The sequence below is a fragment of the Streptomyces sp. NPDC046870 genome (genome assembly GCF_040704595.1).
Lineage (GTDB): Bacteria > Actinomycetota > Actinomycetes > Streptomycetales > Streptomycetaceae > Streptomyces > Streptomyces argyrophylli.
In genome coordinates this window covers 1-21769 of the sequence record NZ_JBEYXM010000049.1, presented here as the reverse complement: position 1 = coordinate 21769, position 21769 = coordinate 1, and the positions used below count along the sequence as shown (strand labels likewise).

Annotated in this window: 17 protein-coding genes; 7 read left to right on the top strand and 10 right to left on the bottom strand. The window is 73.2% G+C overall.

All coding sequences use genetic code 11. The features are described 5' to 3' along the window. Window positions 1–1724: MFS transporter (locus AB0946_RS41275; protein WP_366765892.1), on the bottom strand; the 1724-nt coding region annotated here is incomplete at its 3' end. A 201-nt stretch (window positions 1725–1925) separates the two neighbouring features. Here AB0946_RS41275 and AB0946_RS41270 point away from each other — a divergent pair. Next, window positions 1926–2891 carry an AraC family transcriptional regulator gene (locus tag AB0946_RS41270; protein ID WP_366765891.1) on the top strand — a complete coding sequence of 322 codons (966 nt, stop codon included), beginning with the start codon at window positions 1926–1928 and terminating at the stop codon, window positions 2889–2891. Window positions 2892–2948: 57 nt separating this feature from the next. Here the strand turns inward: AB0946_RS41270 and AB0946_RS41265 are convergent, their stop codons facing one another. The 4 genes from AB0946_RS41265 to AB0946_RS41250 all read right to left on the bottom strand — a co-directional run bounded on the left by AB0946_RS41265 (window position 2949) and on the right by AB0946_RS41250 (window position 6875). Further along, complete coding sequence (locus tag AB0946_RS41265) at window positions 2949–3686, bottom strand: YoaK family protein (protein WP_366765890.1); 738 nt, start codon at window positions 3684–3686, stop codon at window positions 2949–2951. Beyond that, window positions 3667–4191, bottom strand: coding sequence for a DoxX family protein (locus AB0946_RS41260; protein ID WP_366765889.1), 525 nt, complete (start codon window positions 4189–4191; stop codon window positions 3667–3669). The genes AB0946_RS41265 and AB0946_RS41260 overlap by 20 nt, the downstream gene beginning before the upstream one ends. Window positions 4192–4239: 48 nt before the next feature. Beyond that, window positions 4240–4902, bottom strand: coding sequence for a hydrolase (locus AB0946_RS41255; protein WP_366765888.1), 663 nt, complete (start codon window positions 4900–4902; stop codon window positions 4240–4242). 104 nt (window positions 4903–5006) lie between these two features. Beyond that, a complete protein-coding gene (locus tag AB0946_RS41250) occupies window positions 5007–6875 on the bottom strand; it encodes an amidohydrolase (protein WP_366765894.1) in 1869 nt (622 codons plus the stop codon). Between the two features lie 429 nt (window positions 6876–7304). Between AB0946_RS41250 and AB0946_RS41245 the strand changes: the two genes are divergently transcribed. The 6 genes from AB0946_RS41245 to AB0946_RS41220 all read left to right on the top strand — a co-directional run bounded on the left by AB0946_RS41245 (window position 7305) and on the right by AB0946_RS41220 (window position 13335). Next, window positions 7305–8276, top strand: coding sequence for an alpha/beta hydrolase (locus AB0946_RS41245; RefSeq protein ID WP_366765887.1), 972 nt, complete (start codon window positions 7305–7307; stop codon window positions 8274–8276). Between the two features lie 16 nt (window positions 8277–8292). Next, entirely contained in the window at window positions 8293–9009 is a 717-nt protein-coding gene (locus tag AB0946_RS41240; protein WP_366765886.1) for an alpha/beta hydrolase, read from the top strand. Between the two features lie 176 nt (window positions 9010–9185). Next, complete coding sequence (locus AB0946_RS41235) at window positions 9186–9608, top strand: hypothetical protein (protein ID WP_366765885.1); 423 nt, start codon at window positions 9186–9188, stop codon at window positions 9606–9608. A gap of 116 nt (window positions 9609–9724) precedes the next feature. After that, entirely contained in the window at window positions 9725–10876 is a 1152-nt protein-coding gene (locus AB0946_RS41230; RefSeq protein WP_366765884.1) for a pyridoxal-phosphate dependent enzyme, read from the top strand. Further along, window positions 10873–12114 (top strand): MFS transporter, encoded by a 1242-nt coding sequence (locus AB0946_RS41225; protein ID WP_366765883.1) that lies wholly within the window; start codon window positions 10873–10875, stop codon window positions 12112–12114. Before AB0946_RS41230 ends, AB0946_RS41225 begins: the two co-directional genes overlap by 4 nt. Before the next feature lie 54 nt (window positions 12115–12168). Beyond that, a complete protein-coding gene (locus tag AB0946_RS41220) occupies window positions 12169–13335 on the top strand; it encodes an aminotransferase class I/II-fold pyridoxal phosphate-dependent enzyme (RefSeq protein WP_366765882.1) in 1167 nt (388 codons plus the stop codon). A 123-nt stretch (window positions 13336–13458) separates the two neighbouring features. Here AB0946_RS41220 and AB0946_RS41215 read toward each other — a convergent pair whose 3' ends face one another. The 5 genes from AB0946_RS41215 to AB0946_RS41195 all read right to left on the bottom strand — a co-directional run. Then, the gene (locus AB0946_RS41215; protein ID WP_366765881.1) at window positions 13459–15384 is read right to left on the bottom strand and encodes a cellulase family glycosylhydrolase; all 1926 of its coding nucleotides are present in this window, start codon (window positions 15382–15384) and stop codon (window positions 13459–13461) included. Window positions 15385–15518: 134 nt separating this feature from the next. After that, the gene (locus AB0946_RS41210) at window positions 15519–17438 is read right to left on the bottom strand and encodes a glycoside hydrolase family 97 catalytic domain-containing protein (protein WP_366765880.1); all 1920 of its coding nucleotides are present in this window, start codon (window positions 17436–17438) and stop codon (window positions 15519–15521) included. A 50-nt stretch (window positions 17439–17488) separates the two neighbouring features. Then, complete coding sequence (locus AB0946_RS41205) at window positions 17489–19810, bottom strand: Tat pathway signal sequence domain protein (RefSeq protein ID WP_366765879.1); 2322 nt, start codon at window positions 19808–19810, stop codon at window positions 17489–17491. Window positions 19811–20088: 278 nt separating this feature from the next. Beyond that, window positions 20089–21177, bottom strand: a complete 1089-nt coding sequence (locus AB0946_RS41200; RefSeq protein WP_366765893.1) for a glycoside hydrolase family 19 protein — start codon at window positions 21175–21177, stop codon at window positions 20089–20091. A 154-nt stretch (window positions 21178–21331) separates the two neighbouring features. Next, window positions 21332–21769: RlpA-like double-psi beta-barrel domain-containing protein (locus tag AB0946_RS41195; RefSeq protein WP_366765878.1), on the bottom strand; the 438-nt coding region annotated here is incomplete at its 5' end.

The following is a 21769-nucleotide window of genomic DNA, read 5'->3' as shown; positions in this document are numbered from 1 at the left end:
GCCGCTCGTGCCGCATGCCGCCGGGCACACCGACACCGATCACACGACGTTCCTGCACGTGCCGTCCCTGGACCTGGTCGTCGGTGGGCGGGGCCGGGCCCGGCCGGTACGGCCGGGTCCGCCACGGTGTCGAAGGCATGGGTCACCTCGGGCACCGTCCCCGGCGCGATCAGCTCGCGGGCCTGTTCCTCGCGGCGCCGGTCGGTGTCCGTCCACCGGACGTGGTGCTGGTCAAGGTGTTCCGCCCAGGAGCCGACCAGGTAGTTCTCCACGAAGCGCGCCGGGTCGTTGCCGTCCTGGTACAGACCCCAGGACAGGGCGCCCGTACGGCGCCGGGAACGGGCGACCTGGCGCATGCGGTGCGTGAACGCGGCCCGGTTCCCCTCGGGGACGCGGTAGACGACGGAGACCAGGACCGGGCCGTCGGCGTCCCCGGGCTCGAACACCAGGGGAGGGGCCGGCCAGTGGTCGGACGGCGTGGGGTTGATGCCCTCGGCGTCGTACAGCGGCCACCGGCGCACACTGGCCGCGCCGAGCAGCATCACCGCACCGGCGACCAGCAGACACGCGCTGAGCCCCACCCAGTCGGCGACCGCGCCCCACAGCGGTGCCGCGAGCGCCTGACCGCCCTGGAAGACCAGCAGGTACACCGCGAGGCCGCGCGCCCTGACCCAGCCGGGCAGCCGCGTCTGCACGGCCGCGTTGAGCGTCGACAGCACCCCGATCCAGGCGAGTCCCGCGGGCAGCAGGGCGAGTGCGACCAGCCAGGGTGTGCGGACCGTCGCCAGCACCGCGAGCACACCGGCGAACACCAGGGCGCCCGCGGCGAGCGTGCCGTTGGCACCCAGCAGGGCACGCACACGCGGCAGCGCGAACGCCCCCGCCACGGCTCCCACGCCCACCGCCGCCAGCAGCAGCCCGTACCCGCCCGAGCCCAGCCCGAGGACGCGGCTCGCGGTCAGCGGCAGCAGTGCCCACAGCGCGGCACCGCCGGGGATGAACAGCAGCGTGCGCAGCAGCACCCGGCGCACACCCGGCGCGTTCCACACATACCGGCGTCCGGCGTACAGGGCCGCCAGCAGACCGTCGTTCCCGGAGGCGGTCACCGTGGCCGGCGGGCGCCGCCACGCCACGAGGACGGCCGCGATGCCCAGGTAGGAGGCCGCGTTGAAGGCGAACACCCAGCCCGCGCCCGCCGCCGCGACCACCGCCCCGCCGAGCGCCGGGCCGACGGCCCGGGCCAGGTTCACGTTCACCGCGCCCAGCGCAGCCGCCTGACCGAGCCGTCGGCGCTCCACCAGTTCCGGCTGGATCGCCTGCCAGGCCGGCCCCATCAGCGCGGTGCCGCAGCCCAGCAGGAACGTGAGCACGAGCAGCACCGCCGGCGTCAGGGCGTCCAGGAACGCCAGCACGGCCAGCACACCGGACACCGCGAGCATCGCGAACTGCGCGGCCAGCAGCACCGAGCGCCGGTCGAAGCGGTCGGCGACCACCCCGGCGGGCAGGGCCAGCAGGACCACGGGGAGGCCGGCCGCGGTCTGCACCAGCGTCACCAGCGCGGCACCGTGCCCGACCAGCAGCCACTGCGCGCCCACGGTCTGCATCCAGCTGCCGATGTTCGAGACCAGCTGGGCGATCCACAGGGCCCGGAAGACGCGCGCCGCGAGCGGCGCCCAGGGGGAGTCGGTCGCGGCGGGTGCGGAGGCTGGGGAGGGGCTGCTCATGTCCGGGACAGTACGGGCCGCCGCCCCGCGGCTCTTGACCACGAGCGCATGGGCTGTGATCCGGCAGCGCAGCCCCCGGTCACTGTCTTGTCACTCTTTTCGCACATCCACCGGCCTACGCTCCGGGCGAGCGGAGCCGACTGTGGATTCCCCGGCACGGCCGCTTCACACACGGCAACGGTTCGCAGACAAGGGCGGTTCATGTCCCGCACAGGCACGTCCCTCATCGGCAGGCACACGGCCGGCACGTCCACGGCCGGCACGTCACCGGGCAGCAGGGCGTGGCGGATGCCCATGGGCCTGGACATCGTCATCAGGGACGCGGCACCCGCACGCCTGCCCCGGGAGGGGACGTCCGGCCGGCCGCCGGGCCCCGCGGCGGTACCTTCCCGGCGGCTGACCGCCCGGGAGAGCGGCGAGTACCTCTTCGTGGGGCTGCGCGGCACAGGCGGCGCCTTACTCCGGCAGCCCGCCACGGACCTCCTCCTCGGCCCCGGCGACATCTGCTTCTACGACGTGCACCAGCCCCCGCTGCTGGACTTCCCGCGTCATGCCCGCCTGAAGGTGTTCCTGCTCTCGCGTCACCTGCTCGGCCTGGCCCGGTCGGACGTGCCCCGCCTCACGCACGCCCCGGTCACCCCGGCGTCCCGGCTGGGCGCCCTGCTCTCGCCGTTCCTGTCCGACTTCGCCGACACGGCGGCGGTGGCCCGGTCCGCGGTCGGCGACATGCTCGCCTGGAACGCCGTGAGCCTGCTGTCCACCCTGGCCGGCGAACACCTGGCCGACGCGGCGCGGGGACGGCGGCCGGACACCCGGGCGCCGCTGATGAAGGACATCCTGGACTTCATCGACCTTCGGCTGAGCGACACGGACCTGTCTCCGGAGACGATCGCCCGCGCGCACCACATCTCCGTCCGCTACCTGCACAAGCTGTTCCGGGAGGAGGGCACGACGGTCGGCCGGCTGATCCAGCGCCGGCGGCTGGCCGAGTGCCGGCGTGTCCTCACCCTGCGTTCGGCGGAGAACCTGACCATCGCGGCTGTCGCGCACCGCTGGGGCTTCGCGAGCCCCACCCACTTCAGCCGGGTGTTCCGCGCCACCTACGGCATGTCGCCCAGCGCATGGCGGGAGTTCGCCGGGCGGGGCGACCGGGAAACCGTGCGGTGAGGCCGTCCGGACGGCTTCGTCCGGGTGACGGACCGGCGTCCGCGCCGTGGCCTGCCGTCAGGACGGCGGCCGGGTCCAGGCGGCACCGTCGGCGGACAGCCGGTGGGTCAGCACGGAGGTGACCGCCAGGAGCAGCAGGGACAGGACCAGGGTGAACACGAGGTGTCCGTGCAGGACGAGTTCCGCGCCGACGAGGGCGCCGAGCAGCATGGCCACCACGGACAGGATCCGTCGGCCGGGCCTCGGCGCCGCGCCGCCCGCCGGCGGCGAGTCCGCGGCCAGGCCGGTGAGGGTCAGCGTCAGCACGGTCGTGGTGAGGTCGGGCACGCCGAGGCGCCGGGCGACCGCGTTCTGCAGCCCCATGGCGAGCCCGAGACACACGATCAGCGTGTACTCGACACCGGTGGTGACCCGGCCGTCGGTGACCGCCGTGACGACGACGGTGACGGCGACCAGCACCGTCTGCGCGGCGGCGGCCGTCTTCAGCAGGTTCCCGCGGTGCCCCGCGAACAGGGTCCCCAGCCGGCCGCCGGCCAGCGCGCCCGTGAGGAAGGCCGCCAGCGCGACGACGGAGGCGAGCACGGACAGGGTCTGGGCGCCCGCCAGGGCGAACCCGAGGAACACCACGTTGCCCGTCATGTTGGCGACGAAGACGTGGCCGAGCGCCAGATAGCTCACCGCGTCGACCAGACCGGTGACCACGGTCAGGGCGAGCATCAGGGGAGGCAGCGGGCCGTGCCGGTCGCCCTTGGGCGGGACCAGCGTGTGGGCCGCGTCAGTCAGCAGGCTGCGCATGGGTCTTTCCTTCCGGAGAAAGGGCCGGGCGGTGCAGCACCAGCCGGGTCAGCAGCCCGCTCGCCGGGCCGATCACGATGACGGCGACCGCGACCCACACCGGCCACGGCGTGACGCCGAGCGCGTGGTCGAGGGACCAGGCACCGGGCCCCGTGAGGGCCAGCGCCGCGGAGACGACCACGAGGACCAGGGGGTACTCGTAGCCGTCATTCTGCACCCACAGGCCCTTGGGCCACTTGACGGTGCCCGCGACCGTCATCACGCCCATGGCGGCCATCGCCGCCAGGGGCGTGAGCAGACCGGCGGTCAGGAACAGGCCGGCCCCGATCTGGCTGGCGCCCGCGACGACCGCGGTCAGCCGGCCCCCGCGGAACCCGTCGTGCCGGAACTCCTCGGTTCCGCCTGCCAAGCCGTGGCCCCCGAGCCGGAAGCTCACCTTCTGCACTCCGTGGCCGGTGACGAGGAGTCCCGCCACCACCCGGAGGACCAGCAGTCCCGCGTCCATCTCTTCCTGCCTGTTCCTGACTCAGTCCTTGACGTGCCGGGGAGGGGCTCAGCCGGCCGCGTGGGCGCCGATGAAGGTCTGGGCGTACACCAGGCCGAGGCCGTAGGCGCCGCCGTGCTCCTTCACGACCTCCGTCACCGGCACGTACGTCTCGCTGCGGGCCCAGTCACGCTGGAGCTCCAGCAGCACCTGCACCCAGGTGACCGGCACGGCGCCGCCCTGGATCATGCGCTGGACGGCGTGCTCGTGGGCCTGCGGGCTGACACCGCCGGACGCGTCGGTGACGACGTAGACCTCGTAGCCCTGGGCGATGGCGGAGAGCACCGGCAGGACGACGCAGACCTCGGTCCACAGACCGGCGATGACGAGCTTCTTGCGGCCGGTCGCCTTGACGGCCTCGACGAAAGCGGTGTCCTCCCAGGCGTTCATCGTGCTGCGGTCCACGATCTCGTGGTCCGGGAACACGTCCGCGAGCTGCGGCAGGATCGGACCGGAGAAGGACTCGGCGGCCACGGTGCTCAGCACGACCGGCACGTCGAACACCTTGGCGGCCTTCGCCAGACCCAGGGTGGCGTTGATGATCGCGGTCCGGTCGCCGCTGCCGGTGCCGAAGAACATCTGCGGCTGGTGGTCCACGAACAGGACCGCGCAGTTGTCCGGGGTCAGCAGGTCGGGGCTGGGGGACGCGGTGACCTGGGCGATGTCGACCATGAGAGGGCCTTTCCTTGGTGGTGACGGCGCGGACGGGTGCCCGCGCCGGACAACGACCGTCTTCGGGGACGGGGTCTGCGGGTGTGGAGGAAGCGGGAGGGGGCTCAGAGGACGAAGCAGGGATCGAACGGCATGTCGGCGGCGCCGGGGGCCAGACCGCGCCGTGCCCGCCAGGCGCGGTGCTGCTCGGACTCCGCGACGGCCTCGCCGAGGGCCTCGGCCTGGCGCACCCCGTCCGGCCGGGACGCCTGGTAGCCGCCGAAGTGCGCGACCGGGCTCCATGCGGGGGTCACGGGCGGCAGCTCCTCGTCCAGGCCCTCGTACTCGCGGGCGGCGTAGACGATCCGGCCGCCGGTCACCGTGAGCAGCGACTCGATGTGCGCGATCTCCGGCTCCGGCACGGTGAAGAAGTCGTCGGACAGCACGGCGAGGTCGGCGTAACACCCCGGCCGCAGCACGCCCTTGACGTGCTCCTCACCGGTCAGCTCGGCGCCGGCGACGGTGAACATCCGCAGTGCGGTCTCCCGGTCGACACGGTTGCCGGGGGAGCGGAGCACCAGGTCGCCGATGTCCCGTCCGCTCACCAGCCAGTGCAGGGCGACCCAGGGGTTGTAGGTGGAGACCCGGGTGGCGTCCGTGCCGGCGGCCACGGTCAGTCCGCGGTCCAGCATGGCCCGGACGGGCGGGGCGTCCGCGGCGGCCCCGGGGCCGTAGCGGCGCAGGAACGCCTCGCCCTGGAAGTACAGGCGGTTCTGGACGGACATGGCACCGCCGAGCGCGGCGACACGGTCGAGGCTCTGCGCGGACACGGTCTCCGCGTGGTCGAACAACCACCGGTTCCCCGCCGGGAAGAGCCCCTCGGCGGCCAGCTTCTCGAAGACCGCGAGATCCCGGCGGATGGTCTCGTCGTACGTGGCGTGCAGCCGGAACCCCCAGCCGTTCTCCATGAGGAGACGTACGGCCTTCTCGAACTCACCCTCGTAGTCGCCGAGTTCCGGGCGCGGCTGGCTGAAGTTCTCGAAGTCCGCCGCCGCCCAGGTGAGGTTCTCGCCCGCGCCGTTCAGACGCAGCCACGCGTCCCCGTCCTCCGGGCGGGCCATCTCGATCCAGCGGGTGAGATCGGCTATCTCCTGGCCCGCGGTCTGCGGGAAGAGGTGGTAGGCGATGCGCAGCGACAGCCGGCCGGCCTTCGCCAGCTCGACGACGGTGCTGTAGTTCTCGGGGAAGTTCTGGAAGCCGCCGGCGGCGTCGATCGCCGAGGTCAGGCCGAACCGATTGAGCTCACGCAGGAAGTGACGGGTCGACACCTGCCTGTCCTCGTCCTCCAGGACCGGCGCCCTGGCCAGTGTCGAGTACAGGACGAGGGCGCTCGGCGCGGCCAGCAGCATGCCGGTCGGCTCCCCGTCCCGGCCGCGGACGATCTGCCCGCCCTTCGGGTCGGGCGTGTCCTTGGCGTAGCCCGCGGCCCGCAGCGCCGCCCGGTTCAGGACGGCCGACTGGTACAGGTGCAGCACGAACACCGGTGTGTCGGGGGCGGCGGCGTTCAGCTCGGCCACGGTCGGCAGCCGGCGCTCGGCGAACTGGTCGGCCGACCAGCCCCCGACCACCCGCACCCACTGGCCCTTCGGCGTCCGCGCCGCCTGCTCCCGCAGCATCGCCAGGGCCTGACGCAGTGTCCGGACCCCGTCCCAGCGAAGCTCCAGGACGTAGTTGAGACCGCCCCGGATCACATGCAGATGGGCGTCGTTGAGTCCCGGGATCATCCGCTGGCCGAGCGCGTCCACCACCTTCGTGGCGGGCCCGACGTGCGGGGCGACGTCCTTGTCGTCGCCGACGACCGTGATGACGCCGTCCCGTACCGCGAGGGCCTCGGCACGCGGGCGGCGCGGATCCCCCGTATGGATACTGGCGTTGCGGACGACCAGATCCGCGGCATCGTCGATGGCCTGGGGAACCAGCCCGCCGACCGGCATGACAGACACGTGTGCGAGACCTCCTCCGTGGTGGGCGTCCTGGATGTCCGCCGCGTCCGCGCTCGGTGGCCGGGAAGAGCACGAGCGGAGCGACGGAAGAAGCGATCAGGGACGCGGGCGAGAAAGCGGTGATGGCGCGAGAGTCCGTGGCCGTACCGATGGGCGGACCGCGACCGCTGTGACCTCAACGCTAGGGCCGGGGACCACCGCCGTGTGTGCCGTCCGCGCACTGGCCCGTTCCCCACAGCGCACAGGGCGCGCGGCGGACGGCATTCGTGCACTTTCAGGACGCGAGGCGTGCACGGACGGGCAATCGTGCTGGCGGCGGCGCTCCTAGGGTTGCGCTCAGCGGCGCCGGAGTGCCCAGCACGACGATCCGGCTCGTACGCCGGAACGACCGGCGCCCCTACACATGTCCAGGAGATTCACATGTCTGATGCCCAGGCGCCGGTGACCCCGGTGCTGGAGCCCGCCGCGGCCGAGTTCGTGGCGGCGACCGCCAACCCGCCCTACCTCTTCGACCTGGCCCCCGCCGAGGGCCGCAAGGCCGTCGACGAGGTCCAGTCCGGCGAGATCGACAAGCCCGCCGTCGACGAGGAGTGGATCACCGTCCAGGGCGGCCCCACCGGCAGCGTCCGGGCACGGATCGTCAAGCCCGCCGGCGCCACCGGCACCCTCCCTGTCATCTTCTACATCCACGGCGCCGGCTGGGTCTTCGGCAACGCCCACACCCACGACCGTCTCGTGCGCGAACTCGCCGTGGGCGCCGAGGCCGCCGTCGTCTTCCCCGAGTACGACCTCTCGCCCGAGGTCCGCTACCCGGTCGCCATCGAGCAGAACTTCACCGTCGCCAAGTGGGTCGTGGAGGAGGGCGCCTCCAAGGGCCTGGACGGCTCCCGCCTGGCCGTGGCCGGTGACTCCGTGGGCGGCAACATGACCGCCGCGCTGACCCTGATGGCCAAGGAACGCGGCGGCATCCCGCTGGTGCAGCAGGTGCTGTTCTACCCGGTCACCGACGCCAGTTTCGACACGTCGTCCTACCACCAGTTCGCGGAGGGCTACTTCCTGCGCCGCGACGGCATGCAGTGGTTCTGGGACCAGTACACCACCGACGAGACCGAGCGCGCCCAGATCACCGCCTCCCCGCTGCGCGCCACCACCGAGCAGCTCACCGGGCTGCCCCCGGCCCTGGTCATCACCGGCGAGGCCGACGTGCTGCGCGACGAGGGCGAGGCGTACGCCAACAAGCTCCGCGAGGCCGGCGTGCCCGTCACCGCCGTCCGCTTCCAGGGCATCATCCACGACTTCGTGATGCTCAACGCCCTGCGCGGCACGCACGCCGCCGAGGCCGCCATCACCATGGCGGTCCGCACGCTGCACGCGGCCCTGCACACCGCCTGACCCCGAGGAGACACACATGAGCACCACTCCCACCGTCGTCCTGGTGCACGGCGCCTTCGCCGACGCGGCGAGCTGGTCCGGGGTCATCGAGGAGCTGCAGAGCCACGGCATCGCCGTGATCGCGCCGCCGAACCCGCTGCGCGGCCTCGCGTCCGACGCCGCGTACGTCGCCTCCGTCGCCGCCCAGATCGACGGTCCGGTCGTGCTGGTCGGCCACTCGTACGGCGGTGCGCTGATCACCGTGGCCGGCACCACCGAGAACGTCGTCGGCCTCGTCTACGTGGCCGCCTACGCACTCGAAGAGGGCGAGAGCCTCGGCGAACTCCAGGGCCGCTTCCCGCTCTCGCCGCTGGTGAGCAACCTCAAGCAGTGGACGTACCCCGTGCCGGGCGGCGAACCCGCCGTCGAGGTCACCATCGCGGAGGACGCCTTCCCGTCGGTCTTCGCCGCCGACGTGCCCGCGGAGGTCACCAAGGTCCTCGCGGCGGCGCAGCGCCCGCTGGCCGCCGCCGCCTTCGAGGAGACGGCCTCCGCCGCCGCCTGGAGGACGAAGCCGTCCTGGGCCCTGGTGGCGGGCGCCGACAACGCCATCAACCCGGAGGTGGAGCGCTTCGGCGCGAAGCGGGCCGGGGCGACGACCGTCGAGATCGAGGGCGCCTCGCACGCCGTGGCCGTCTCCCAGCCGAAGGCGGTCGCCGAGCTGATCCGCGACGCGGTCCGCGCGACCGGCTGACCCGGCCCCACGAACGACCGCGCGGACGTCTCCCCCGTATCGCGTCCGCGCGGTCTCGTCCGACGAGGCACCGCCTCCGGCACCGGGTCCGCTCGGCATCGGAGCCTCGCACGGGCGAATCACCCTCCCACCGATATGACATACCGTCACCACGTGATTACTGTGAGACTGTGATCATGTCGTGGGGCAGCGGTGGCGGACGCGCGGTGCGCCTGCGCCGTGCCGCCCTGCTGATCGGGCTGGTCCTGGTGACCGCCGCCCACCTCACCGGCACGGTGCACGCCTGCTCCTTCGCCGGCCCGGATCCGAGCGCCCTGGTGGCGCAGGACGTCCGGCAGGTCGCGGACGGAGCCGACGAGCCGGGCTCGAACGGGCCGCCCCAGCACCGGCACGCGGCGGACGGACACGTCGACCACACGGCGGACCGGCCGCGTGCCGCCCTGGACGACACCGCCCTCGACGACGAGGCGCACCAGCCGCTCCTTCCCGCCGGGCTGGGCGCGCCCGTCACGCACACCGTCCGGCGCGGCCCGCCCGGTGTCCCACCCTCCTGTGCGCACGGTTCCCCGCTCGCGCTCGTCTGCGTGCTACGGCAGTAGGCCCGCGCCCGCACGCCCCTCTCCCGCCTCCGCGCGGTCCGGGCGTGCCTCGCGCGCCGCCCCCCACCCGCACAGCGCCCGCCGCACCGCCGCCGGGCGCGAAGGAGCCGTACGCCATGCACCCCTTCCTGCCCGGATCCCTCCCCGGACTCCTCCCGGAAGCCCTGCCCGAACCCTTCCGGACCCGCAACCCCCGGCTGCGGACCGCCCGACGCCCCGCCCACCTGGTCGGCGACACCCCGGTCCTGTGGGTGGACGAACCCTTCGCCCCGCCCGGCCGCGGCTTCCACGCCAAGCTGGAAGGCGCCAACCCCGGCGGCATCAAGGACCGGCCCGCCCTGCACATGGTCCGCGAGGCCCGCCGGCGCGGGGACCTCGCGCCGGGTGCGCCGGTCATCGAGTCCTCCAGCGGCACGCTCGGCCTGGGCCTCGCCCTGGCCGGGCTGACCTACGGCCACCCGGTGACCGTCGTGACCGACCCCGGTATGGAACCGGCCATGGCACGCCTGCTGACCGCGCGGGGCGCACGCGTCGTCCAGGTCGCCGCGCCGCACCCCGAGGGCGGCTGGCAGGAGGCGCGCCGCGCGTGCGTCGCCGAGCTGCTGGCCCGCACACCGGGCGCCTACTGCCCGGACCAGTACCGCAACCCCGACAACGTCGCCGCCTACCGCCCCCTCGCGGCCGAGCTGATCGCCCAACTCGGCTGGGTCGACGTGCTGGTGACGGCGGTCGGCACGGGCGGGCACTCCGCCGGCGTGTCCGCCGTACTGCGGGGGATCTTCCCGCGGCTGACGCTCATCGGGGTGGACTCGGTCGGCTCGGCGATCTTCGGCCAGCCGGCGGGACCGCGGCTGATGCGCGGCCTCGGCTCCAGCATCCACCCGGACAACGTCGCCTACACGGCCTTCTCCGAGGTCCACTGGGTGGCCCCGGCCGAGGCGGTCTGGGCCTGCCGCCGACTCGCCCGCCGGCACTACGCCTCCGGCGGCTGGAGCGTCGGAGCGGTGGCGCTGGTGGCCGGGTGGGCGGCGCGGACGTACCCCGCGGGGACGAGGATCGCCGCGATCTTCCCCGACGGCCCGCACCGCTACCTGCACACCGTCTACGACGACGGCTGGTGCCGCGAGCACGGCCTCCTGGGCCGGACACCGCCGCCGGAACCCGACGACATCACCGAGCCGGACGCGTGCGTGGTGACCCGGTGGACGCGTTGCGGCCGGGTCCGTGATCCGCTGTCGCGCGACCTGACGAAGGCGGGTGCCCGGTGAAGCGGGCGCGCCTCCCCCTGGCCTCCTTCGACCGGCCGGCCCGGCTGCTGATGGTGAACCAGTTCGCCATCAACCTGGGCTTCTACATGCTCATGCCCTACCTCGCCGACCACCTGGCCCACGGCCTCGGCCTTGCCGCCTGGGCGGTCGGCCTGGTGCTGGGAGTGCGCAACCTCTCCCAGCAGGGCATGTTCCTCGTCGGCGGCACCCTCGCCGACCGCTACGGCTGCAAGCCGATGATCCTGACCGGATGCGCCCTGCGCGCGGTTGCCTTCGGGCTGCTGGCGGTCGCCGGCTCGCTCCCCGCCCTGGTGGCGGCGTCGGCGCTGACCGGCCTGGCGGGCGCGCTGTTCAACCCGGCCGTCCGGGCCTATCTCGCTGCGGACGCCGGCGAGGAGCGCAGAGTGGCGGCGTTCGCCGCGTTCAACGTCTTCTACCAGGCGGGCATCCTGGTCGGTCCGCTCGCCGGACTCGCCCTGCTGACCTGGAACTTCGGCGCGGTGTGCACGGTCGCGGCCGTCATCTTCGGCGCCCTCGCCGTGCTGCAGTCCCGCGCCCTGCCGGCCCGGCCCCCCGCCGGCCGCGGCGCCGGGCCCGCCTGGCGGGCGGTCGCGGCCGACTGGCGCACCGTCGCCGCCAACCGCCCCTTCCTGCTGTTCTCGGCCGCCATGAGCGGCTCCTACGTCCTGGCGTTCCAGGTCTACCTCGCCCTCCCGCTGCACGCCCGCGCACTCTTCGGCGAGCGCACCGGACGGGTCACCGGCGCGGTCTTCGCCGCATCGGCGCTGGCCGCGCTGGCGGGCCAGCTCAAGCTGACCGCGTGGGCGCAACGCGCCCTGTCCGGACCGCAGGCCGTCGTGTGGGGGCTCGCGGCCATGGGCGTGGCCTTCGTGCCACTGCTGCCCCGCTCGTACGGCGCGCCGGCCGGACTCTGCGCGCTGACGGTGTGCGCGGTCCTGCTGGCCTGGGGCGGTGCGCTGCTGTACCCCTTCGAGATGGACACCGTGGTGCGGCTCTCGGGCGACCGGCTCGTCGCGACGTACTACGGCGCGTACAACACCGCCTCAGGGATCGTGGTCTCGCTGGGCAACCTCGCCGTCGGCGCGCTGTTCGACACCGGTGTGCGATGGCTGCCGTGGGCGGCCCTGGCCGCGACCGGCCTCGGCTGCGCCGGACTGGTCGCCCGCCTGCACCTGGGCGGACACCTGGCGGTACGGCCGGCGCCGGTGGCCGGATGAGGTGTCGCCGGACACCGGGGTGCCGCCACGTCCCGTCGGCGTCAGGATGGACGGATGGCGGCAGAGAGGCACCCCGTGTTCGACGACCTGGACGTCCGCGCGCTGTCCCGGCGACCCGGAGCCAAGTGGAGCGGCGTCGAGCCGGACGTGCTCCCCGCGTGGATCGCGGAGACGGACTTCCCGCCCGCTCCCGTCGTGCGCGAGGCCCTGGCGCGGTGCGTGGACGACGACCTCGGCTACCCCGCCTGGGACGGACGGTCCGTCCACAACCCCCTGCGGGCCGCCTTCGCCGAACGGATGCGCGCACGTCACGGCTGGGTGCTCGACGCCTCGCACGTACGGGAGTTCACCGACATCAACCAGGGCCTCCAGGCCGTACTGAACGTCGCCACGCGGCCGGGCGACGGTGTCGTGGTGCACACCCCGGCCTACCCGCCGTTCCTGGAGACGATCGCCGGCATGGGGCGGCGCCTGCACCCGGTGCCCTACACACCGGACGGCGACGGCTGGACGTTCGACACCGACCGGCTCGACCGGGAACTGCGGGAACGGCCGGCGCGGGTGCTGCTGCTGGTCAACCCGCACAACCCGACGGGACGCGTGCTGCGCCGCGGGGAACTGGAGACGCTGGCAGGGCTCGCCCTCCGCCACGGCCTGCTGGTCGTCGCGGACGAGATCCACTCCGACCTCGTGCACGCCCCGCACCGGCACCTCCCGTTCGCCTCGCTCTCGGCCGAGGTGGCCGCGCGCACGGTGACCCTGACCTCGGCCACCAAGGCGTTCAACGTGCCGGGACTGCGCTGTGCCGTCGCCCATGTCGGGGCGGCCCGGGTGCGCGAGGCGCTGGCGCACCCCACCCATCTGTACGGCGAGCCGAACACCTTCGGCGTCGCGGCCACCCTGGCCGCCTGGCGGGACGGGGACGCCTGGCTGGCGGAGCTGAGGACGGTCCTCGCGCGCAACGCCCGGTTGGTGCGCGAGGGACTTCCGCCCGGTGTGCGCCACCGGACGCCCGAGGCGACGTTCCTCGCCTGGCTCGACTGCCGTGAGCTGGAGCTGGACACCGATCCGCGGACCTTCTTCCTGAAGAAGGCCCGCGTCCTGCTCAACGACGGCCGCACGTTCGGAACGGAAGGCGAGGGCTTCGTACGGCTCAACTTCGGGACGTCGCGGAGCATCCTGCGGGAGATCCTGCGCCGGCTCCGCACCGCCCTGATCTGAGGCCGCGGGTGTTCCCGCCGACCGCCGGACACGCTGCCGCAGGGCACCGGCCGGGCGCCGCCGCCGAACGCACCGGCGCCCACCTCGACAGCGCGGCAGGCGCGTGCGGAGGGAGCCCGGTGCTCAGGGCAGGGTGCGGCACAGCAGGGCCGCGGGGCCGGGGCGGCTGCCCACGCGGGTGGTGAAGGCGATTCCGGCGGCGTACTCGGTCGCCGCGCACTGGCCCTTGTAGGCGCCGTACGCGAAGTCCCCGCCGGCGCCGTCGGCGGGACGGCTGTCGGACCGGTCGAACCACACCGTGCGCCCGGAGCCCGGCAGCGTGGTCCGTGCCGGGACGCACAGGGCCGCCGAGACGCGCTCACCCCGCAGGCTGTAGCCGATGAGGAACTCCCCGGCGGGGCACTGGTACTTGGTGTATCCGGACGCCCAGTCCCCGCCGGCCGGTACGTACCGTTCGTCGCTGACGACCGTCTGGCGGGCGTCGGCGGCCCGCAGCTCACCCGCTCCGGCGTCGGTGCACAGGCCACGCCCGCCGGTGTGGCTCAGCCCGGTCAGTCTCGTACCGTCGGGGCAGGCCGCCTTGTACGCTCCCGGGTCCCAGTCTCCCGCGCCGCGTACCCGCGGCGACGTCACCGCGTCTCCGTGATCGGTGCTCAGCATGCGCCAGAGCGGGACGGAGGCCACGGGACCGGTCGCGCCCGGCGCGGACATCAGACGCCGCCACGCGGTGGCGCGCCAGTCGCCGGGGTCGAGGATTCCGGAGCGGTGCCCCGCTGTGTCGTAGCGCAGCAGTGCCCAGTCGTCGTGACCCTCGAAGCCGACCAGCGGCCAGAACGCGAAGTCGGCGTCGTGGTCCGCGAAGTAGTCGGTGACGTTGCCGAACCAGGCGCGGGCCGCGGGGTTCGTCTCGCCCGAGCCGATGCCGAACTCGCTCACCCAGACGGGCGCGGTGTAGTGCCGGCCGGTCTCCTCCACGAAGAACGCCTCGTCGTCCAGGGCCGCGGCCAGCTCGGCGGGGGACAGGTCCTGGTAGCGGGCGTCGTGGGTCTCGCCGATGCCCGTCGCGCCGCTGTGGCGGGGGCCCGTGTAGCCGTAGAAGTGGGCGGAGTAGACCAGTTTGCGGGCGTCCAGGAGGGTGTGCGAGAGGGTGCGCGCGGGGGTGAGCACCGGCCGGCCGTGGGGGAGTCCGTCGACGGGCACACCGGTCCAGTTGATGCCCTCGATCACGATGAGGAGACGCGGGTTCGCCTCGGTGAGGATGCGGTCGGCGGCCAGCCGGGCCGCGCCGTACCAGTCGTGGTCGTCCCCCAGGCCCCAGTTGGGGTCGTCCAGCACGTCACGCCGTACCTCGTTGTACAGGTCGGCGCCGACCACGCGGGGCACGGAGGCGTAGCGGCGGGCCATGAAGACCCAGTCGTCCGCCCACTGAGCGGTGGTCTGCGCGCTGTTCCACCGTTCGTTGCCGTCGATGCCGCAGCACCATCGCGAGGTGTTGGTGTGGTTGTTGAGCACGACGGCGAAGCCGCTCTGGCTGAGCGCCTCCACCACGGCGTCGTAGACCTCCAGCGGTGTCCTGCCGCGCAGTCCGGGGTTGGCCGCGACCGCGCTGTCGGGGACGGGTGCCGTGCTGTGGATCATCTCGTCGGAGAACGGCAGCCGGATGGTGTTGACGCCCAAATGGTGGAAGTCGGTCAGCAGCTGGGTGAGCGGCGCGCGGTCCAGGCCCAGCGGTATGCCGTGCGAGTCCTGGCCGGCGTGGTGGTTGGCGGGGTCGGCGGCGCTGCCGCTGCCGGTCCAGGAACCCTGCGCGCCGTCCCAGTTGGCGCCCTTCAGACGGAAGCGGTCGCCGTGCGCGTCGACGATGTACCGGCCCCGGGTCGACAACGGCGCGGACCAGGCGGTCTGGTCCGGCGCGTCGGCGGCCACCCGGGCGGATGCGCCGGGTGGCGCGGCGGCGGCGGGGGCCGCGGTGGTGGTGCCGGTGGTGGCCGTGAGGAGGAGTCCCACGGCGGTGACGGCGAGCCGCAGCACGGCTGGTGGCATCGGCATGAGGGCAGCCCTTGGGGTCGGAGGCGGGGAGCCGGGCGGTGACCGGTCGAGGGCACCGCCCGGCCGCGGTGCCCACCACCGTGCCGGGAAGGACCGCGAAGGTCCATACCTGCGACGGCCGGCCGGCGCCGGCCTCAGCGGTGGCAGGTGGTGACCCCCGGGCGCCAGCGGCAGGCGATCCCGGCGAAACCGCCGCCCGCGACGACATCGACGCCGAGCGTGTCGCCGCCGCGCACCACCTGCCGGTCCTGGACCAGCCCGTCGGCGCCGTCCCGGATCGTCTCGACCAGCCACCGTCCGGGCCCGAGGTCCAGCGGTACCCCGGCCCTGCGCGCGGGACCGGCGTAGACCCCGCCCAGGAACCAGCGGTCGCCGCCGCGCCGGGCGAGGACGGCCTCCTGCCCGGGTGCGCCCGCGAGCAGCCGGGTGTCGTCCCAGGCGGCGGGCAGTTGGGCGAGGAAGTCCCGGGCGAGCGGCCGGGCGTCGTACGCCTCCGGGCTGCCCGCGAGCATCTGCAGCCCCGACTCGTAGGCGACCGCGAGACCGGTCTCGGCCGCGTCGGAGTCCGGGCGCTGGCCGACGCGCTGGAAGCCGCCCGGGGTGAAGTCCATGGAGCCGAGGACGTTGCGCGTGAACGGCAGGGTGGTCAGGTGGGCGGACGTGTTGGTGCGCTTCTCCTCGCCGCCGACCCCCTCCATGGTCATGACCTGCGGCCAGGTGCGCTGGATGCCCTTCGGGACCGTGGAGCCGTGGAAGTCGACCATGAGGTGGTGTGCGGCCGTCTCCTCGAGGACTGCGTCGTACCACCGGAGCATGGACTGCGACTCCGAGTTCATGAAGTCGATCTTGACGCCCTTGACGCCCCACCGTTCCAGCGTGGGCAGCCACTGGGCGCGTTCCTCGGCCGTGTCCAGGTCGCGCTGGTGTATCCAGACGACGATGCCGACCCCCTTGGCCCGCGCGTACGCGGTGAGCTGGGGCAGCCAGCTGTTCGTCCGCCAGTCGGGGTCGGTGGTGTCCCACTGGTCGCTTCGGAAGTACCAGCCCGCGTCGACGGCCTCGTACGGCCAGTGCCGTGCGGCGGCGTAGTCGACGTACGCCTTCTGCGCCGTGAGGCTCTGGCCGGCCGAGCGGCCTCCCGCGAGCCAGGTCCACAGCACGGTGCCGGGCCGGATCCACGAGGTGTCGGCGACGCGGGAGGCGGGGGCGAGGTCGTCGGTGAACGTGGACCGGGTGACGGTGGCCAGGCTGCCGGTGACCATGGCCCGCCACGGTGTGGCGAGCGGACCCCCGGTGCCGTGGATCCGCTCGTCGGCGAGCGTGACCCGGTACGTGCCGCCGCCCTGGTCGTGCGTGAGCCGGGCACCGGAGTAGGCCCCGGTCAGGCCCGACTCGGCGAGCAGCGTGTAGCCGCCCTCGGTCTCGAACAGCGCCTGGTCCGCGTACGAGCCGGTGGGTGCGGTGCCGGCGGAGTACTCCGCGAACTGGCCCTCGTTGTCCACCCGGTAGGGGCTGAGCCACGCGCGCGCGTCCGCCGGAAGCGTGAACGCGGAGGTCTCGCCGAGCACGTCGCCGTATCCGCCGGGCAGTACGTACCGGTAGGCGACACCGTCGGCGGCGGCACGGACGACGAGGTCGAACCGGGCGCCCGCGGCGGTGCCGAACGTCAGCCGCGTCTCGTTCATCAGGGACCGCCGGGCGAGCCGTTTGCCGGACTTCGTGCGGTACCGCTCGTCGACCAGCCGGTCGGTGCGGTGCAGGAACCGCAGGCCCTGCGAGAGATCGGCCCGCTCGGTGCGGATGCCGACGGGGGACGGCTCGACGACCGTCCGCCCGCCGCGGGACACCGACAGGCCGAGGGTGCCGGTGGTGCCGTCCAGGGACAGGCGGGCGCGTGGTGCCTGTGCCGCCGCGCCGGGCCCGGGCGCGGACACGGTCCAGACGTGCTCGGCGGAGCCGGTGTCCTGCCCGGCCCGTGCGGGCGCGCCGCAGAGAAGTGAGGCCGCCAGCCCGGCGCACAGCGTGGCGACCGCGGTCCTGATCGGAACCGCCATGAGGTTCCTCCCGGTGAAGGAGTCGGGGTGGGGGAGGGGGACGCGAGGCTTTAGGGCAGTCCCCAGGCCGGGCCGGGTTCGCTGACGGCCACCGGGGCGATGACCAGGTCGGGACGGGACCCGGAGTGGACCAGCACCTCGCGGTCCTTGGGCAGGTCGATGGCGAGGGTGCCGTCGCCGAGGTCCCGGGTGTGCGCCGGGGAGCCGTCGTCCAGCAGCACGGTGAGGGTTCCGCTCAGTCCGTGCCGGAGCTTCAGCGGCTCGCCCGCCAGGCTCCTGACCCGGATGAACCGGGTGACGCCCGCCTCGCGGACGGCGCTCACCAGGAAGGCGCCCTGCGTGCGGAAGTCGTGCAGGGTGACGTCCGCCCAGGCCGAGGGGACGGCGGGGAAGACGCGGATCACGCCGCCCCAGCTCTGGCAGAACATGTCGTGCAGCGACTGCGAGGCGGACAGCGGGGTCTCGATCACCGGACCGGCCTCGGTGTAGTGCGTGTTGGCCCGGCAGGGGTAGCGGGTCGTGGGGTCGAAGAACTTCCGCAGATAGCCGAGCGCGGTGTCACCGTCGCCGGTCATGGCGTGAATCGACGCGGCCCCGGTGTAGCTGTAGCCGCGGTGGGCGCCGGTCAGCGCGTGCCAGTGGGTCACCGACTTCATGATCAGCTCGCGGTTCTCCGGCTGGTCCCAGTTGACCAGGTACAGCGGGTACACCATCAGCATGTGCGAGTAGTGCCGGTGGGACTGCGCGTACGGGGTGTCGGCTCCGATCATGAACCCGTTGTCGTCGACCGGGTACGGCGTGAGCCGGGCCAGCACGTCCTGCCAGCGCGGCGCCGACTCGTCCTCGATGCCGAGCAGTTCGGCCGACTCCAGGAGCGTCCGGCAGCCCCAGCGGATCAGCGCCAGGTCGTAGTTGGTGTCCTGCGGCGGCACGACGGGGTACTCGGGCGAGAGCGTGCTCGGCAGGTGGAGCTTGCCGTCGCTGCCCGGGGTGAGGAAGTGCAGGTAGTAGTTGACGGCTCGGCGCAGCACCGGGTAGATCGTGTCCCTCAGCAGGGACTTGTCCATGGTGTGCCGGTAGGACAGCCACACGTTGTGCAGCGCCCAGGTGAGGTCGCCCGTCTCGGCGCCGGTTCCCGGCTGGCCCACGGAGCGGTTGGCGAACATGTCGGAGCTGCGGCCGATCCCGGAGCTGTCCTTGCGGTAGGCGGCGGGCACGTTGGCGACGAGCTGTTCCTGGTTCTGCCGCAGGGTGCCGGCGAGCGCGTCGAGCTCCAGGTGGTTGGAGCCGTGGATGAGCCAGTACTCCAGCTGGACGTTGAGGTTCCACCAGACCGCCGGCCAGGGCGTCGGTTCCAGCCAGGGCCCGCTGGTGGCCATGACGGGCCCTCCCGCGCGGCTGGCGGAGGCGACCTTGTAGAGCTGGATCCAGTGGAAGCTCTGCAACCGCTGGTCCGGGAAGGACACGAAGCTCTTGCGGTAGAAGGCGTGCCACCAGCGCACGTGCCGCCGCCTGAGGGCCGCGTACGACGTCCCGCGCCGCAGGTTGCGCAGCGAGTCGGCCTCCGCGGCGGTCGCGGAGGGGAAGCTGTGGCCGACGCTGAGCAGCAGTTCGCCTCCGGTGCGGCGGTAGGCGGTGGCGGTCTGCCCGCCCCCGGTGAGCGGCTGGAGCACCTGCTCGGTGCCGTCGGCCGCGGTCCGGGTGGTCCAGGGCGGGTTGCCGGTGTAGCCGGCGGGCGGGGCCTCCTGGATCCTGCGGGGGCTGATGGCCTCCTCGGGGTGGAAGGTCCAGGCGGCCCGCTCGCCGCCGCCCGCCGTCACACGGACGGCCAGGACCTCGTCGTGGATGAGGGCGGCCAGGGTGAGCGTGCCCGCGGTGGTGGTCAGGGTGCCGGTCAGCTCGGCGTTCCACAGACTCAGCCGCCAGTCCACGGCGGTGATGGTGCCGACCGGTTCGAGGGTGAGGTGGCCGACCGGCAGCCGGCAGGTGCCCCAGCCGCTGCCGAACTCGGGCCGGTGGTCCTGGACCCGGCCGTGCTGGACGGTGAACCGGATCTGGTTGGTGTCCGGCTCCCGGTAGATCATGCTGCCGAGCAGCCCGTCGCCCAGGAAGGGGCCCTCGTACCAGAGGGCGGGCAGCCGGCTCCACAGCAGGTCCTGGCCGCGCAGGAACCTCTCCCATGCGCTGTCGTCGGCCATGGCGGAGCGGAGCCGCCACGGCCGCCCGGCGCGCGCCGGGCCGGTGTCCCCGCCCGTCCCCGCCTGTTCCGCGTGCGCCGCCCCCGGCAGTGCCGCCACCGCGGCTCCGCCCAGCGCGGTACCGAGCACGGATCTCCTGGCCACCGGTGAGCGCTTGTCCGACTGTGAGGCCATCGTCGTCCCCCAGACCTGACGGATCGTCGATACATCGGGTGTATCGGCGAACCTAGGGACCAGGCGTGCACCTGTCAATCGTCTGGACGGGGTGTACTCCGACCGATCACGAACGACACATCGGATGTCTGAGACCCCTCCGGACGGACGCGGCAGGTGAAAGGGTTTGCCTCCTGTCGGTCCGGCTGGATGTGGGTACCCGGTGGCGCAACGAGAGAACCCCTGGCGCGGGGCCCGGTCGGTGCCGGGCCGTGCGCCAGGGGTGCGCCGAGGGGGTGTCAGCAGTACAGGTTGCCACCCGGGCTGACGCCCAGGATCTGGGTGAACCTCTGGTAGGCGTCGACGCGGCTCTGCACCTGGGCGGTGTTCTTGCCGTCGCATTCCAGGGAGCCGTTGATCGAGCGGATGGTCTGGCCGAAGCCCGCGCCGTTGACCATGGCGTTGTGCGGGGTCATCGTGCCGGGCCCGGTCTGGGTGTTCCAGTACCACAGGCCGGTCTTCCAGGCGACGGCGGAGTCGTTCTGCACCAGCCAGGGGTTGTTGAGCAGGTCGATGTGGAGCGCGTCACCGGCGGCCTTGTAGTTGAAGTTCCAGGAGAGCTGGATGGGGCCGCGCCCGTAGTAGGCCGCCTGGCCCGCCGGGCAGCCGTACGGCTGGTTCGGGTCGCAGTAGTGCGGGTAGTTCGCGGTGTTCTGCTCGACCACGTACACGAGACCGCCGGTCTCGTGGCTGACGTTGGCGAGGAAGGCGGCGGCCTCCTGCTTCTTCACGGTGTCGCTGCCGGTGTTCGCGAAGCCGGGGTAGGCGCTGAGCGCGGCGGTGAGACCGCTGTAGGTGTAGAAGGGGTTCCGGTTCGGGAACATCTGGTTGAACTGGGCCTCGGAGACGACGAACCCGGAAGGCGTCGTGGTGCCCCCACCGCTCGCCGGTGCGTTCCACTTCTGGTTCGCCCCGCCGGTGCAGCTCCAGATCTGCAGCCGGGTGCCGTTGGCGGAGTTGTTGTCGCGCACGTCCAGGCACTTGTTCGCGGCCGGGTTGACGATGTCGTGCGCGGCGGTGACCACCCACTGCTGGTTGGCTCCGCCGGAGCAGTCCCACAGCTGTACGGCGGTTCCGTCGGCCGTGCCGCGGTCGACGACGTCCAGGCACTTGCCGAGCGCCCGCAGGGTGCCGTCGCCGGGGTTGGACCACCGCTGGGCGTCGGTGCCGTTGCAGTCGTAGAGCTGTACGGCGGTGCCGTTGGCGCTGTTCGCGCCCGCCACGTCGACGCACTTGCCGGCGAGGCCGGTGATCTGTCCGTCGGCGGCCCGGGCCGGGGTGACGGCGAACAGCACGGCGAGGCAGGCGGCGACGGAGGCGGCCAGCATCCGTCCGGGGTGCACGCGTGTCATCGGTATCCGTCCGAGGTACGGGAGTTTCATGGAGGATGCGCTCCAGTTCACGGGGCGTACTGCGAGGGGGGATGTACGGAGGTGCGATGCCGGCGCGCGACGTCGGCCGGCAACTCTGCGCTTCGGACCGTCAGTTGAGGACGGTCTGCGTGACGACGATGTGCCCGGCGTCCGGGTTCAGGCTGCCGCCGAGCCGGCTGAAGGCACCGTCCGTCAGGTCGAGGCACTTGGGCTCCTGCGGCGTCTGCACGAAGGTGCCCCGGTCGTTGATGCGGACCACCAGCGAGCGGCCGTTGGCGACGTTGGTCACCTGGACCCGGGTACCGAAGGGCAGTTGCGGCTGGCGGCTGAGGGAGGTCGCCGCCGTGTCGGCGTTGTTGTCGAAGACCTCGCCGCTGGCCGTCAGGGCACCGGGCGGCTGGGGCCCGTAGTGCGTCGCCCAGCACTGCTCGGCCGGCTGCTGCGCGGCGGGAGCGTTCCACTTCTGGTTGGCGGCGCCGGTGCAGCTCCAGATCTGTGTCCGGGTGCCGTTGGCGGAGTTGTTGTCGGTCACGTCCAGGCACTTGTC

Coding starts and splice junctions, on each gene's coding strand:
- AB0946_RS41230 (WP_366765884.1), top strand. CDS start 9,725: ATGCACCCCTTCCTGCCCGGATCCCTCCCCGGACTCCTCCCGGAAGCC.
- AB0946_RS41265 (WP_366765890.1), bottom strand. CDS start 3,686: ATGCGCAGCCTGCTGACTGACGCGGCCCACACGCTGGTCCCGCCCAAG.
- AB0946_RS41245 (WP_366765887.1), top strand. CDS start 7,305: ATGTCTGATGCCCAGGCGCCGGTGACCCCGGTGCTGGAGCCCGCCGCG.
- AB0946_RS41205 (WP_366765879.1), bottom strand. CDS start 19,810: ATGGCCTCACAGTCGGACAAGCGCTCACCGGTGGCCAGGAGATCCGTG.
- AB0946_RS41210 (WP_366765880.1), bottom strand. CDS start 17,438: ATGGCGGTTCCGATCAGGACCGCGGTCGCCACGCTGTGCGCCGGGCTG.
- AB0946_RS41240 (WP_366765886.1), top strand. CDS start 8,293: ATGAGCACCACTCCCACCGTCGTCCTGGTGCACGGCGCCTTCGCCGAC.
- AB0946_RS41235 (WP_366765885.1), top strand. CDS start 9,186: ATGTCGTGGGGCAGCGGTGGCGGACGCGCGGTGCGCCTGCGCCGTGCC.
- AB0946_RS41200 (WP_366765893.1), bottom strand. CDS start 21,177: ATGCTGGCCGCCTCCGTCGCCGCCTGCCTCGCCGTGCTGTTCGCCGTC.
- AB0946_RS41250 (WP_366765894.1), bottom strand. CDS start 6,875: ATGCCGGTCGGCGGGCTGGTTCCCCAGGCCATCGACGATGCCGCGGAT.
- AB0946_RS41260 (WP_366765889.1), bottom strand. CDS start 4,191: ATGGACGCGGGACTGCTGGTCCTCCGGGTGGTGGCGGGACTCCTCGTC.
- AB0946_RS41220 (WP_366765882.1), top strand. CDS start 12,169: ATGGCGGCAGAGAGGCACCCCGTGTTCGACGACCTGGACGTCCGCGCG.
- AB0946_RS41255 (WP_366765888.1), bottom strand. CDS start 4,902: ATGGTCGACATCGCCCAGGTCACCGCGTCCCCCAGCCCCGACCTGCTG.
- AB0946_RS41215 (WP_366765881.1), bottom strand. CDS start 15,384: ATGCCGATGCCACCAGCCGTGCTGCGGCTCGCCGTCACCGCCGTGGGA.
- AB0946_RS41270 (WP_366765891.1), top strand. CDS start 1,926: ATGTCCCGCACAGGCACGTCCCTCATCGGCAGGCACACGGCCGGCACG.